Source organism: Natrinema sp. HArc-T2, assembly GCF_041821085.1.
Taxonomy (GTDB): Archaea; Halobacteriota; Halobacteria; order Halobacteriales; family Natrialbaceae; genus Natrinema.
Genome location: NZ_JBGUAZ010000003.1, coordinates 37,395 through 49,840, shown reverse-complemented (window position 1 = coordinate 49,840; position 12,446 = coordinate 37,395). Strand labels below are relative to the sequence as shown.

Sequence of the window (12,446 nt, the reverse complement as noted above, 5' to 3'; positions counted from 1 at the left end):
ATCCATGCACTATAATTCCGATCCAATATAATACACAAGATATATACTCAGTCATCAGCGAGTGAATTTGACGATCTAATGAATAAATTTCTGAACCAATCCGTTGGTTCTCACGAGATTTCTCAGTAGGTCTGAAATTCACCAAATGAATCTAAAAACTCCAGTTTCGAGCCGAATACTCGAGACAGACGAATCTTCAAACGTACGACGCCGAATAGCACGCTCTGGTATTGGATCACTCATATTGCTATCCGTTCTTGCTGTTGAGCCGGCCTTGGCACAGGAGAGTGTTATCTGTGAGGCCGAAGGACTACCCGAGATGATTTCCGGGTTCTTCCAGATCACCACCGGGATCGGCCTTATCGGCTTAATTGTCGTCTGGCAAGCCGATTCGCTCGCTGAGGTATTCACGACGACCACCGAGCAGAAGAAAGACCTGAAAGCACACAAGCGAACGGCGCTGCGGTCGACAGTTATTCTGGTGGTCCTTGGACCGCTGTATACGGTTGTTGGCTCAACGATGGGTCTTCCGTTAGCTGGCTGTGTGGATTTCGTGCCGTGGTAATGTCGATCGGTGAACAGTCCTTGAGTCAGAGGCCCTAATGGGACTCGAGAGGTCGAAACTCAACGTTGCGGTCATACTCACAGCCGTCAGTATCGCTGTTGTTCTCGGTGGAACCGAGATTGGCAGTGCTGGCGGTTCGCTCGAGAGGGGAGACGAACATGGGCTGGACGAAAACGAGACGGCGACGCTGTGGTCGAAAACGCCGGATGAGTGCATTAGCACTGCCGAGTACGAGCGACGATATGGCGAAACGCGAACTGGGATGGAAGAACTCGGTAACTGCACCGATATCACGTTCAAAGCGCCTCCCGATACGGCCGAGCGCTGGACAGCAGCCGACTACGAATCACTCGAGGGAGGCAATGCAGAGACCTCGATCTATCCCACGCATGCGTCGCGTACGGATTCCGTGGTTATCGCTGATGCACATGCGACAACGTTTGCGATCCATCCGTCGACGAGGACGCATCTGGATGCGAACGAGACGGTCCATTACATCGCACCGGAGGGTGAACTCCGTGGGTTCGTCGATTATCGCATCCGGATTGATGGGAATTCATCAATTCGAAATCACGGGATCGAAGACATCAGGCTGCTACGTGATGGGGAGTTGGTTGACGCTACGAGTGGGACGCACACACCGATCTTCGAGTATGCGTTTGATCGAGGTGGGTCGGCGACGCTGACGCTCGAGGCGGACATCAGTGCTCGAGTCGAGCGGGAGGGTGCCAACGAGACGGAGATCATCACCGACCAAGTGACCGTCTCCCAAGATCTCGAGGTTGAGGTCTACGATCTTCGGGCATCGATCTACTACGCATCGTACCCGAACGGTGACAGTGGCGTTGCGATCTATCAGGCCCAGCCGTGGCATGGATACACGCTGTTGGATGATGGTGAGGCAAAGGTCCGTGGGGTGTGGCGTTATTATACCGCTCGAGAGACCGGCTGGGACGAACTCATGCATGCAACTCGAAGGGGGAGGGTGACCGTTGCATCCGATGCAATGCCGGTGTACGTCCATGCATATCCATCCGAGTTAGGGCCGCGTGCAGAGCCTATCCGGGATGGGCCGGAGATCCTCGAGGTGTGGGGAACGGAGAGTTCCTCGCCGGAGCCCTCACTTCATGAAACCGTCGAGGTTGACGTGGTTTCTGCGCCCTATACGCGATCGTATGGACTTGCGCTTCGTCACGACGGTGTCGATCGAGATGCTGTTGCTGTTGACGGAATCGTGCGAGGCGTCTCTGCAGATATCGTCGAACCCGACGGTGGGACAGAACGAGAGATTCGCGAGAGCGATCTATCGCTCGAGATCATTGATTCAAACGCGACGGCGGTGACCCTAGGGATTGAACTTCGCGATGGAGAGACTGGCGAGCCGATTATGCTCGAGAATCCGTACGATGATCCACGATTTTGGCTGATCGGTCACGATATTCGTGAGGGCTATATTACGGTCGGTGATCAGCGCGTACGGACGAATTCTGAGGGTCTTGCTGAAGTCACCGTATCCCAGCCAGGGATCTATACAGCAGAGTATCGTCCAGGCTCGTGGCGATCACATAGTCCGGCGTATCTCGGCGATACGGCGACCGAAACGTGGCACCCGCTGGCGACGCCGACGGGGTGGTTCACACTTCTGGTGGATGTTGTTCGGTATGCGATTCCGTTTGCGATTGCGCTGTATGCGGCGAAGCGGCTGGGGAGCTTCTTGAAAATGAGAGATGAGCTATGATTGATGAGGTAGGAATGGTGTGGAGAGGTATTGTTCTTCGAACACTTCGATGGAGGGGTGCTGCTGAGTTGATTGGTTTGAGTTGTACTGCTCTCGAGAGAGATTGGAGACTCGAGTGTGTTGTACCCGCCTCGAGTGTGGATTTCGAGAGTGGTGATGGCGTCGTTGAGCTCGAGGATGCTGGCTGTGTGATCGAACTTGAGAGGGTTGCATAATGCCCTCGTGGTCGCTTTCCGATGTCGGGATTAAGTGGTTCGAAGACGCAATTGACAAGCTCATTGAATGGTTCCAGGAGGGCTTAGCGGATGGGTATGCTGCGATCACTGCTCAGGTGTTTGGAACACCAACACCGGAAACGGACGGTGCGTTTGTATTCGGCCAGCCGTCGAACACGCCGTGGGATGGCATCCACAGCAGCCTCGTCAGCGGCGAGATTATGCTCGTTTCCCTGTTGTTGCTGGTGATGTGTGTTCAAGGCAGGCATGCGATTCGGATTTTCAATATCGGCAGTGCATACGAGACGCGAAAGGCGAAGCGGAGTGCGTGGACTGGCGGCTTCTTGATCGTAACCTGGTACTGGGTCGCGGTCTTGGCGCTCTATCTCGTCGATGGCTTCACGATTGCGCTGATTCCGGACATTGCGACTGTGACGAGTGCGATGGTGGGGTTACTCGCGTTGAGTATCTCGAACCCGATTCTTGCACTCTTTCTCACAGGCGTTGGTGCCGTAGCCATGTGGGCCCTGCAGGCGCTATTCTTCCTTCGCGAAATCATGTTGTACATCTTGATCTACGCAATGCCGATCGGGATTGCATTGACCTACGGGAATCTTCCCGTCGTCTCGCATATCGCGAGAACAGTTTCTTTGAAATTTGTGCCGCTTGCGATCATGCCGATTCCAGTGGCGTTGCTGTTCAAAGGCTATGAGTTGCTCTTCAGTGAGGGGACAGAGTCGACACTGATTCCAGAGAGTGCGTTTTTGAGTTACCTCATTGCAGTCACGCTGCCACTGCTTTCGATCGTTATCGTCTGGAAGCTGTTCAAGTACGCCAGTCCGATGACGACGAAGATCGTGGGTGCAACGACAAAGGCAGGGGTCACTGCGGGGGCAGTAGTCGGTGCTGGTGTGGTTGCTGGTCCCGCTGCTGCAACGACGACTGCGATGTGGGGACCGAAGGCGGCTGTTGGTTATTCTGCTGCGTCGAAGATGCGCCACAGTGGTGGCTCTCGAGCTGGGGATTCGAGCGGTGATACTGGGGAGCGAGCGGCCCACGACAATGTTGTGGGAGACGCGTATGGCCAGGACGGTGTCCCGGCGTACCGTCGTACTGAGAACGATCCGGGGTACTTCAAGTGACACAAGAAAGCGGTGCAGCTGGCCGGCGAATCATGGATGAACTGGGCGAAGAGAGTCGAATCCCGATCCTGAATATCGAGGAGGGGGACGTATACGTTCTCCTTGGCTTCCCGATCGCGGGGCTTCTCGTTGGCGGGTTGATTGGGCTCGAGGGAGCGATCTTGCCGTTCGTGCTCCTGGGGATTGTCGCAGGTGGTGCAGTCGTCTATGCATCACCGAGTCATCTTCCCGCGTCGACGTGGTTGGGTGATGTGTATCGCTACTACTGCAAACGGCCTCGAGTCACGTACAGTGCAGTCGAGTCTGGTGAGTCGGGTGTTGATGGTGGGCTCGTAAGTTACACGCCGTTCAAACCGGACGAGCGAACGCAGGATCTCACGAACATCAAGCGTGCATGGCCCGGTATTGGTGCGATTGAACGTTCGGACGGAGTGATGGAGGCCTACCTCGAGATCGATCCTGGGAACATGGACTTCGCGATGTCTGGTGATTGGGCACAGATCCAGCAACTCGGTGAGGAGTTCGCGAATAAGGAGCTCGATTTTTCACTCAAGTTCCACGCGACGACTCGTTCGTTCCCGGTGGAGAGACTGATCGAACGAATCGATGGGCGACTCTCTGATAGTGATGTTGAGGAGAACCCGATTTTTCGAGGGTTACTTGAGGAGTATCGCGAGCAACGACCGCGGGATCTCGAGGGTGCCCAGCAGATCCGCTATTTCATCGGTGTCGAAGTCGACCCGTTCGAGGTCTATGATCGCTATCAGGACGAGCGTTCCCCTGCAGAGAAACTCACCTCATTTCCTGTAGTTGGGTTTCTGTTCAACCCGTTCGTGACCCGGCGCAATGATATGACTGACGCAGAGATTCGAGCGGCCATGTTCGAGAAGCTTGAAAACCGATGTCACAGCCTCCAGACGGAGTTCATCCAGAAGGTGTCCGGATGGTCTGCTCGTCGGCTTACGACGGTCGAGTTGTTCGTTCTCTCGATGGACTTCTGGAACGGAGAGGAACACGAGTACGACGATGGCGCAGACGCGATTCGCGACCATCCAGCGGTGGATCACCAACGGAGGGCCGACCAGTGATCGATTCGGTTATTTTGGTTGCGGGTCAGGTGCAAAGTTTGCTTCCTGATACGGGAACTCGAGCAGGGCTTGCTTTCTACGTTGGGGTGACAGCGTTGCTCACGCTTCTCGTGAAGATTGCGTGGGACTACTGGCGAACTGAAGAGATTGAAGAGGTCGAGTTAGCTGATCTCCTCGAGGAGACAACCGTGGATAACGGCATCGATGAAGGAGAGATCCTCGACGATATCGCAGAGAATCACCAGCACGTCATCGCACCGGCAGCGATCGAGTGGGATACACGGACTGCCCGTGTTGGTGATCACTGGACATCGACGCTCTACATTGCTGATTATCCCGATTATCCGAAAGACGGCTATCTGACGGAACTCTTCGAGCTCACGGATATCGAGTTCGATCTGACGGTGCATATCACACCGAAGAGCCAGCAGAAGGCTCGCGACGAACTCCAGCATGCTGCCGACGATCTCCAGGCTGATGCAGACCTCGAGCGAACTGTCCGTGGGAGCTATCTACAGGAACGCGCGAACGAGGCGCTCTCGACGTACAAAAGCGTCGAGAACGGAAGTCGTGTCTTCGACCAGGGGATGTTCATCACGGTGCGTGCGGATTCCCGTGATGAGTTGCGTGAGGATGTTCGGACGGTTCGCAGTCGGCTTCGTGAACAGCCAGCGGGTCTCTCGCCGAAAACAGCGATCTGTAAGCAGGATCTGGCAATTCAGGCTGCAGCACCGGTGGGACCGAATCCGTTTGGTCGAGAGGCGACGGCGTTAGGTGGTGCTATCGGTGCGTTGCTTGCGTCGCCGCACAATGCGACGATTCTCGAGGACGGTGGTGTCGAATTCGGCGCTCACTGGAAGAATCAGAGTCCGGTCGTGATCGATCCCTTTGCTCGAGAGAATGGCTATGCGATGTTCACGATCGGCGATCCTGGCTCTGGCAAATCCTTCGGCTCAAAGCAGAATTTCGTTCGGTCGATCGAGCAGAGCGAGGATCGTATTGGAATCATCCTCGAGCCATTGAACAACTGGGCTGGTGTCGCTGAGGCGGTCGGTGGCGAGCGAATCACGATTGGCGGTGATATGGGATTGAATCCCCTCGAGATCAAGCCCACGCCCGAGCGTGTCCAGCAGGCGATGGGCGAGGATGCGAGTCCGTATCGGGAGAAGCTCGATAGCGTGATGAGTTTCTTGTCGAACTACTTTGCGACCCGTGGGATTTCACTCGGGGATCGACGGACTACGCTGGAGACGGCGATCGAGAAGGCGTATGCGAGGAACGGAATCACCGACGATATCGCAACTCATCACAATGAGAGTCCGACGATGCAGGACGTACTCGACATCCTCGAGAAGATGGTGGAGACGCCCACGGAGTACGTTGTCCGGACGGACAAAGAGACGACGAAGATTCGAGAGGACGCAACGTGGCTCATTGATCAGTTGCGTCCGTTTGCCGTGGGTGGTCGCTACGAGAACTTAGGTCGGGAGACGGCGTTCGATATCCGCGACGAGAAGGTGATCTATCTAGATCTCGCCCAACAGGAGGGGAGTCTCGGCGGGAGTACGAGCTTGATCATGCAGTTGCTGATCTCGCTGGTCTACGAGCGCGCAAAGGAGACGGACAAGGAGGTCGTCTTCGTCATCGACGAAGCACGGTATATCATGCAGGATGCGGCGAGTCTCGAGTATCTCGAGATCGTCTTCCGACATCATCGCCATCACAACCTCTCGATTCGGCTTGTCACGCAGACTGTTGATGAGTTTTTCCAGCATCCAGAGTCGGAGGCAATCATCGACCAATGTGCGATCAAGCAGTTCCACCATCTCGATGGAATGGATCGTGAATGGGCCAACGAGTTCGGACTCAATTCGGCACAGATGCGCTTCGTCCAGGAGGCTGTTCCTGGGAACGATCGGACAGGGTATTCTGAGGCGCTCGTCGGTGTCGACGGTGAATGGCGTGGCATCGAAGTCCGTGCGATGGACGACGAGACGACCGTGATCGATTTCGACCCGAAGGAACAGTCTCGATCTGAGTTACCGGGCCAGTCTGGTAGTGTTTCTGGCTCTGTGACGAATGGTGGTCAGAGCTCGCTTGGGCTTTCGGATTGAGAGATATGGGTGATGAGATGACTATCCCGGAGGCGCTGTGTACTCGAGATCAGTGGATCTGCTGGAGGCGAGCAGAGCGAAACGGGGAGACGACGAAGGTTCCGGTTGATCCGCAGACGACAGGATTCGCGTCGACAACAGACGAGGGGACATGGTGTGACTTCGAGACTGCTCTCGAGTGTGTGGAATCGGGCTCCACTGCGGTCGATGGGCTGGGGTTCGTGTTCACGAAGTCAGATCCATTTGTTGGGATTGATCTGGACGACTGTCGTGACCCAGATACTGGGCAACCAACTGAGCAAGCGAAGGCAATCGTTGGTCGGCTGGATTCGTATACGGAAGTCTCGCCATCGGGGACTGGCTATCACGTCTTGATACGTGGTGAACTTCCTGCAGGTCGCAATCGACGTGGCCACATCGAGATGTACGACCACGCCCGATACTTCACCGTCACTGGCGAGCACGTCTCGGGTACGCCAACGCAAATCGAATCTCGGCAACGCGAACTCGATGAGATTCATTCAGCGTACGTTCGGGAGGAGGGTGATGATGCTTGTGAGGGTCCTGCGTCGGAGCCGGGTTCGAAAGCTCGGCTCTCGGACAACGAGTTACTCGAGAAGGCTCGAAATGCGGCGAATGGGGATAAGTTCGAACGTCTCTGGAACGGGTCGACTGTCGGGTATACGAGCCAGTCGGAAGCGGATATGGCGCTGTGTTGTTTGCTTGCGTTCTGGACTGGTGGTCACGCCGGACAGATGGATCGATTGTTTCGGCGGTCTAAGTTGGACCGTCCGAAGTGGGGAGAGGAACACTACGCGGATGGTTCGACGTATGGTGAGAAGACGATTGCTCGAGCAATTGCACACACCTCTGAGTTCTACGAGCCGTCTGAGAGTGAGGTAGAGGCTCAGAGAGTCGGGTCGTCGCGAGATCGTGAGCATGTGTACCTCAAAGAGAGGGTCTCCCTGCTTCGAAAGCAGACGACGTCTCTCGAGAAAGAACTGGAGGCAAAGACTGCGCGGATCGAACGGCTTGAGCGGCGACTCGAGACGTATGAGGGGAGGCCAGTGACTAGCGAAGAGGAGACCGAATCCTCGAGAGAGACGCAGTCGAAGTCTTTCGTTCGTCGGCTGCGAGGAATTCTTAGGCGATAGCAAACGAGGCGGTGGTCAAAGTCACCAACTCGTTTTTTCTTTATAACAGCCGTAGCGCGCTATATGACAACAGTGCTCGAGCGTGTTCGACGACGGTACGAAACGACGGAGAAGAAATGTCCCGATTGTGGGTATGTGGACGAAGAGGGCAACTGGGAGAGTCGAACGAATGGCCAGCAAGTCGTGTATCGTCACGTCTGCCCCAGTTGTGGTGCGACTCGAGAGCACACGTTCAATCTCAAGTGAGGATGGATCGCAGGTTGAGATGAAGAATACGCACCCAGACGGTGTTGCTTCTCGAGTAGCGTTTTCGTTAGGCTGAGTAGCAAAGCGTTCGACGCACAGCCGAAATATACACGACGAGGCCGCACATTATTGTCATTGTGTCACAAACTGTTGACGACCTGCGGAACGAGATCCGACTGGCTGTGGGGCGATACGAACGTCAGGAATCTACTGCCTTCACGAAAGAAGCCCTTGCTGCAATTTGTGGGGCTGTGGACTACGAGATTGACTCGAACCGTCTACCTCCTAAGTCACAGATGCGAGCTGGGATTCTTTGGAAAATCGGTATGTTAGATGAAGATGACTCAGACAAGGCAGAGACCCCCTTCCGGAAGGATGAACTCAAATCTATTGCTACTTGGTTTCAAAATGAGCAACAATAGTCTTTGATGTCCTGATAAAATAGCCATTATATTTCAGAAACAGTGTAAAAATCGCATGTTCAGCACTCGCCTCACATCTGACGAAGAGGGTTCATCTGATCAACCCTGAGTCACTCAATGGCTACCCTATCCAACCTTACTAGATTGATTGTTCCCAGGGACAGGCAGCGTAACCATCGTCTGCGCTTGTCTGTATTGATATAGAAAAAGATGAGTCTTCTTTGTCACCTTCCCTAATCGCTAAAAGCATCTCCTCAGGAGAAGAACCAAGCGTCAACTCCTCAGTCACACTCCCCCAGTCTTCGACCGTAACCTCAACCAGATATGTCCCAAATTCACTGGCGACCGGCACCTTCTGGTCACTGTCTCTCTCTTGGATAGTGAGATCTGTCTCTTCAAGAACTATCCCTTCGGTATCCGTGACGGTTATTGAGAGTTCCAGTGGCGCTTCCGGCACGCTATGAACAGTAAGATATTTTGTTGAATTATACTGTGGCGTTATCTCCTGAAAATGGAGGACGTGAACACCGTTGTCAACGTTCACTTGTGGAGCATAGTGCAAACCATCCCGCTCAAGCGCCTCAACTCCCGGTCCAGCAACCTGCTCCCATAGCAACTCCCCATCGCTCTCGTAATGGCCTTGATTAAATGCCGTATCAACCTCGGTCTTGACATCCTCCGGCAAAATCCTATAATGAAGGATCCTGTGATTACACTCCTCATATTGCCTTCCGACATCTTCATCCTCATCTGCTAGTTCTCCTGTACCACACTCCTCATACTCCCTTTCGGCGTTCTCATCACCATCCGGGCGACCCGATCCCTCTGTGTCATTTGTACTCCCATCCAATTTCCCAGTACAGCCAGCGACTGTAGCCGTGCCCGTGGAGACCGCAGCGAGAAGTGTTCGTCGTTTCATTAACATGTCTTTTAACACGACTGGTAAGTGCTTTCGGGAGGTCAGCTGCTCGTAGCGGCGACAAACAACAAGAGGAGAAGCAATGCCTCGCTCAGCGCGACGAGGTGTGGGGAGGCTGTATCAGTAAGGTTGGTCCGGGTACGCAGCACTGTGGCTATCATAAATGTCGTAACGGCACCGAGAAAGCCCAGGATTGATCCGAAGACGCTCGCAGTATACTGTGCGCGGACAGCTGGCCGATCGAGCGTATAGTGGAACGCGAAGAGGTCCACCAAGGGCGAGTCGTGGAATGCGCGCAACTCAATCTCGTAGACGGGTGCGATATGATGGATATCGGGTATCAGGCCCCAGAGGCCACCGAGTGCGACGAGCCATAGCGGTATCCACGGCGCCAGTCGGTATCGAAGCGCGATCGGTATCGTGAGCAACAACAGCAGCGATGCGCCGACGAGGAAGTGAGCGATTGCGGGTGCCATCGGTTTGTGCCGGTCGTGTGGCCGGTCGACAGCTGTTGGCTTCAGTAAGTGGCGTGTAACTGCCAGGGTTGAATGATGGAGAGTAGTCTCGAGGGAGAGTTCGATACAGTCTAGAAATGCTGCCGGACGATGTGTGTCGGTTCCTATCCCAAATAGCGGGAGTCCCTGCCGTCTACCGAAAGCTAAGCAAGGAATCCGTCCTTTGCAGTAGTTGCCGAACATAGCTGCGAGTTATTTGATCCAACAACGACTGTTTAAGACGAGAATGAAACGACAATCGCTACACACTTGGTTATCTAATCTTGATAATATAGTATGGTTCTTTATGTATGTCTGACGCTGCTATCACACAGTGTGTGGAATGAAAGAACTGGCCAAATCACTGTTTTTCGGGACTACGGAGTCAATCATCCGTGAGTGTCGCCGGTGTGGTACCGAGGTCTCAGCGTCAGCTACCCGCTGTCCTCGGTGTGAGGCCGACACGATTTCCGAATATGAGATCGAGTGAGAGGCCGCCATCGACGCAGAGCAGCATTGGTTTCCGACTCGCGCGTACCCGAGTACAAGTCGGGGCACTTCCGTAGTTGAGCGTGTCTATTGGGAGAGAGCGGCTCCGAAGTCCCCGATACTATCGTGCTCCCAGTTCGCTAGTTCGATTTGTCGAGCGTGGTGAGGTCAAGTACACTACAAACGAGCACAGTGAGCGGCATAGCCACATCGCCGAAGGCGACCGTCTCGAGGCGGAGTGCGGTGACAAGAAGCGGTTCAGTAACCGAACCCGCGGCGAGGATTGTACCGGAGCTGAGAAACAAGAGGGCCGCTCCGTATAGCGCTGCCCAACTGCAGCCGCGCGTCCAGTGGCGCCGGTAGAGGTGGCCGGTACCTGGCCAGCACACGGCTAGGAGATACACCAGCCACCGTTTCAGGTACGAAACGAGGCGAACCATGGTCATTGCGGGTCGTGTCGATCGGAGAGTCTCACTGACAGACCGTGGGCCAGTTTCCGTTCGGGTGGGTGCTGAGTCTGATGTCGCCATAGAAGTCGTAACCATACTATCGTCTAAAAATGTCAGTCAGACTTCTGTGTGACACCGTGCCGGTGTGCGATGTGGAGCGACGGTCGACCCGAACACTTGCTCGCTAGCCGATCGAGATGTACGATACGGTCGCAGAGCCGAACGAACGGCCAGTAAGTCGTGTATCGTCACGTCTGACTTGGTTGGTGCAACTCGAGAGCATACACAAACCTTGAGTGAGAGCTCACGCCTGGGCCAAAGAACCTGCACCAGACGGCGGTATCTGTATCTCTCTGAGAAGCTTGGTTCGCACTAGTTGATTCGTCGGAGGACACCATCCACTGCTGGATTTTCTTCACTTGGATGGCTGTTCGGACATGATTCTCTTCAGTCGTCTTCAGCAAGCCACCGCAACGTTTCGACGAGAGCCTGTGTGGGCGTATTCACGGTTGTGCGATTTGCGAGTTGGTTCGATTCGTTGATTGGCCCCTCGAGCACACGCCATGTATTGCCGCTCTTTGTGGCTAGGAGTTGCTGTTGCTGGTCGTGGTCCTCAACCAAAATTATCTCATCATCAAGGTCGAGTTCGATATTGGCCACTGGTTAGTATTCCACCATTTATCTTTTGAATGTATCGGTAAGGAACCGGCTTGTGACCAACGGCTGTGAGTGGCAGAGGGGAGACGTTTGATTGAATCAGATGTGAGTGTACTCTTCCTGTAACAAACACCCAAACAGCTATCCTCCCATGGTACCAACAGTGGTTTATGTCGAGCGGCACCATCGATATCGACGAGTTCGAGAACGCCGACGACGACGAATTCGAGGAGCGAAACGACACTGAGCGGATCGTGCTGTTCCTCGACGAGAACGACGACCGGGCGTGGAAGGCGGCGACGATTGCTGAACAACTCGATCTAGATACGGACGCCGTCAGTGCGATTCTCTCGCGACTGAAGGAACGAGGTCTTGTGCGACACAAGCGCCCGTACTGGGCGATCACAGACAACAAGGACCGCCTTCGGGCCGCCTACCGGCTTCACCAGCACCACCAGACTGCAGACGAGCAGTACGGCGAGGAACATCTCGAGGAGTTGAAAACTGACGAGATGGAGGAAGTGCGGTGACCGCGTTCGAGGAACTGGAACGCAGCGACATTATCTGGGGGACTGATCCACTCTCGGACAAAGGTCGTCCGATGCTCGTTCTGGGAACACCTCGGTTCCCGAACCACGGCATACAGCTGATCACCGTCCTAATCTCCACGAAGGCTTACCACGAAGAATCGCTCACGCTCCGCGACAAAGACTACGAAGGCGAGCCACTCGAGGAGCGAACGGCGTTAGCCGTG

13 protein-coding genes and 1 pseudogene are annotated in these 12,446 nt (G+C 54.7%); 11 read left to right on the top strand and 3 right to left on the bottom strand.

The annotated features are described in order from the left end of the window. Positions 1–145: 145 nt before the first annotated feature. From ACERI1_RS07865 to ACERI1_RS07825, 9 genes are all read left to right on the top strand, one after another. Positions 146–565 carry a hypothetical protein gene (locus ACERI1_RS07865; protein WP_373617545.1) on the top strand — a complete coding sequence of 140 codons (420 nt, stop codon included), beginning with the start codon at positions 146–148 and terminating at the stop codon, positions 563–565. Positions 566–602: 37 nt separating this feature from the next. Then, positions 603–2,303, top strand: a complete 1,701-nt coding sequence (locus tag ACERI1_RS07860) for a hypothetical protein (protein ID WP_373617544.1) — start codon at positions 603–605, stop codon at positions 2,301–2,303. Further along, positions 2,300–2,518, top strand: coding sequence for a hypothetical protein (locus ACERI1_RS07855; RefSeq protein ID WP_373617543.1), 219 nt, complete (start codon positions 2,300–2,302; stop codon positions 2,516–2,518). The genes ACERI1_RS07860 and ACERI1_RS07855 overlap by 4 nt, the downstream gene beginning before the upstream one ends. Beyond that, a complete protein-coding gene (locus ACERI1_RS07850) occupies positions 2,518–3,660 on the top strand; it encodes a hypothetical protein (protein WP_373617542.1) in 1,143 nt (380 codons plus the stop codon). Before ACERI1_RS07855 ends, ACERI1_RS07850 begins: the two co-directional genes overlap by 1 nt. 32 nt (positions 3,661–3,692) lie before the next feature. Then, complete coding sequence (locus ACERI1_RS07845; protein ID WP_373617541.1) at positions 3,693–4,748, top strand: hypothetical protein; 1,056 nt, start codon at positions 3,693–3,695, stop codon at positions 4,746–4,748. 29 nt (positions 4,749–4,777) lie between these two features. Beyond that, positions 4,778–6,862 (top strand): VirB4 family type IV secretion system protein, encoded by a 2,085-nt coding sequence (locus tag ACERI1_RS07840; protein WP_373618150.1) that lies wholly within the window; start codon positions 4,778–4,780, stop codon positions 6,860–6,862. Positions 6,863–6,879: 17 nt separating this feature from the next. Beyond that, the gene (locus ACERI1_RS07835; RefSeq protein WP_373617540.1) at positions 6,880–8,016 is read left to right on the top strand and encodes a hypothetical protein; all 1,137 of its coding nucleotides are present in this window, start codon (positions 6,880–6,882) and stop codon (positions 8,014–8,016) included. A 63-nt stretch (positions 8,017–8,079) separates the two neighbouring features. Continuing rightward, positions 8,080–8,262, top strand: coding sequence for an HVO_0649 family zinc finger protein (locus ACERI1_RS07830; protein WP_373617539.1), 183 nt, complete (start codon positions 8,080–8,082; stop codon positions 8,260–8,262). Between the two features lie 137 nt (positions 8,263–8,399). Then, the gene (locus ACERI1_RS07825) at positions 8,400–8,684 is read left to right on the top strand and encodes a hypothetical protein (RefSeq protein WP_373617538.1); all 285 of its coding nucleotides are present in this window, start codon (positions 8,400–8,402) and stop codon (positions 8,682–8,684) included. 139 nt (positions 8,685–8,823) lie between these two features. Here the strand turns inward: ACERI1_RS07825 and ACERI1_RS07820 are convergent, their stop codons facing one another. The 3 genes from ACERI1_RS07820 to ACERI1_RS07810 all read right to left on the bottom strand — a co-directional run bounded on the left by ACERI1_RS07820 (position 8,824) and on the right by ACERI1_RS07810 (position 11,695). Beyond that, positions 8,824–9,603, bottom strand: coding sequence for a hypothetical protein (locus ACERI1_RS07820; RefSeq protein WP_373617537.1), 780 nt, complete (start codon positions 9,601–9,603; stop codon positions 8,824–8,826). 41 nt (positions 9,604–9,644) lie between these two features. Continuing rightward, entirely contained in the window at positions 9,645–10,079 is a 435-nt protein-coding gene (locus ACERI1_RS07815; RefSeq protein ID WP_373617536.1) for a hypothetical protein, read from the bottom strand. A 1,403-nt stretch (positions 10,080–11,482) separates the two neighbouring features. Further along, complete coding sequence (locus ACERI1_RS07810) at positions 11,483–11,695, bottom strand: hypothetical protein (protein ID WP_373617535.1); 213 nt, start codon at positions 11,693–11,695, stop codon at positions 11,483–11,485. A 167-nt stretch (positions 11,696–11,862) separates the two neighbouring features. Between ACERI1_RS07810 and ACERI1_RS07805 the strand changes: the two genes are divergently transcribed. Both ACERI1_RS07805 and ACERI1_RS07800 read left to right on the top strand, forming a co-directional pair. After that, entirely contained in the window at positions 11,863–12,222 is a 360-nt protein-coding gene (locus ACERI1_RS07805) for a MarR family transcriptional regulator (protein WP_373617534.1), read from the top strand. Then, positions 12,219–12,434 (top strand): annotated as a pseudogene (locus tag ACERI1_RS07800) (PemK-like protein); the annotation flags it as partial. The gene ACERI1_RS07805 and the pseudogene ACERI1_RS07800, both read left to right, overlap by 4 nt. Positions 12,435–12,446 lie beyond the last annotated feature (12 nt).

Coding starts and splice junctions, on each gene's coding strand:
- ACERI1_RS07865 (WP_373617545.1), top strand. CDS start 146: ATGAATCTAAAAACTCCAGTTTCGAGCCGAATACTCGAGACAGACGAA.
- ACERI1_RS07860 (WP_373617544.1), top strand. CDS start 603: ATGGGACTCGAGAGGTCGAAACTCAACGTTGCGGTCATACTCACAGCC.
- ACERI1_RS07855 (WP_373617543.1), top strand. CDS start 2,300: ATGATTGATGAGGTAGGAATGGTGTGGAGAGGTATTGTTCTTCGAACA.
- ACERI1_RS07850 (WP_373617542.1), top strand. CDS start 2,518: ATGCCCTCGTGGTCGCTTTCCGATGTCGGGATTAAGTGGTTCGAAGAC.
- ACERI1_RS07845 (WP_373617541.1), top strand. CDS start 3,693: ATGGATGAACTGGGCGAAGAGAGTCGAATCCCGATCCTGAATATCGAG.
- ACERI1_RS07835 (WP_373617540.1), top strand. CDS start 6,880: ATGACTATCCCGGAGGCGCTGTGTACTCGAGATCAGTGGATCTGCTGG.
- ACERI1_RS07830 (WP_373617539.1), top strand. CDS start 8,080: ATGACAACAGTGCTCGAGCGTGTTCGACGACGGTACGAAACGACGGAG.
- ACERI1_RS07820 (WP_373617537.1), bottom strand. CDS start 9,603: ATGAAACGACGAACACTTCTCGCTGCGGTCTCCACGGGCACGGCTACA.
- ACERI1_RS07815 (WP_373617536.1), bottom strand. CDS start 10,079: ATGGCACCCGCAATCGCTCACTTCCTCGTCGGCGCATCGCTGCTGTTG.
- ACERI1_RS07805 (WP_373617534.1), top strand. CDS start 11,863: ATGTCGAGCGGCACCATCGATATCGACGAGTTCGAGAACGCCGACGAC.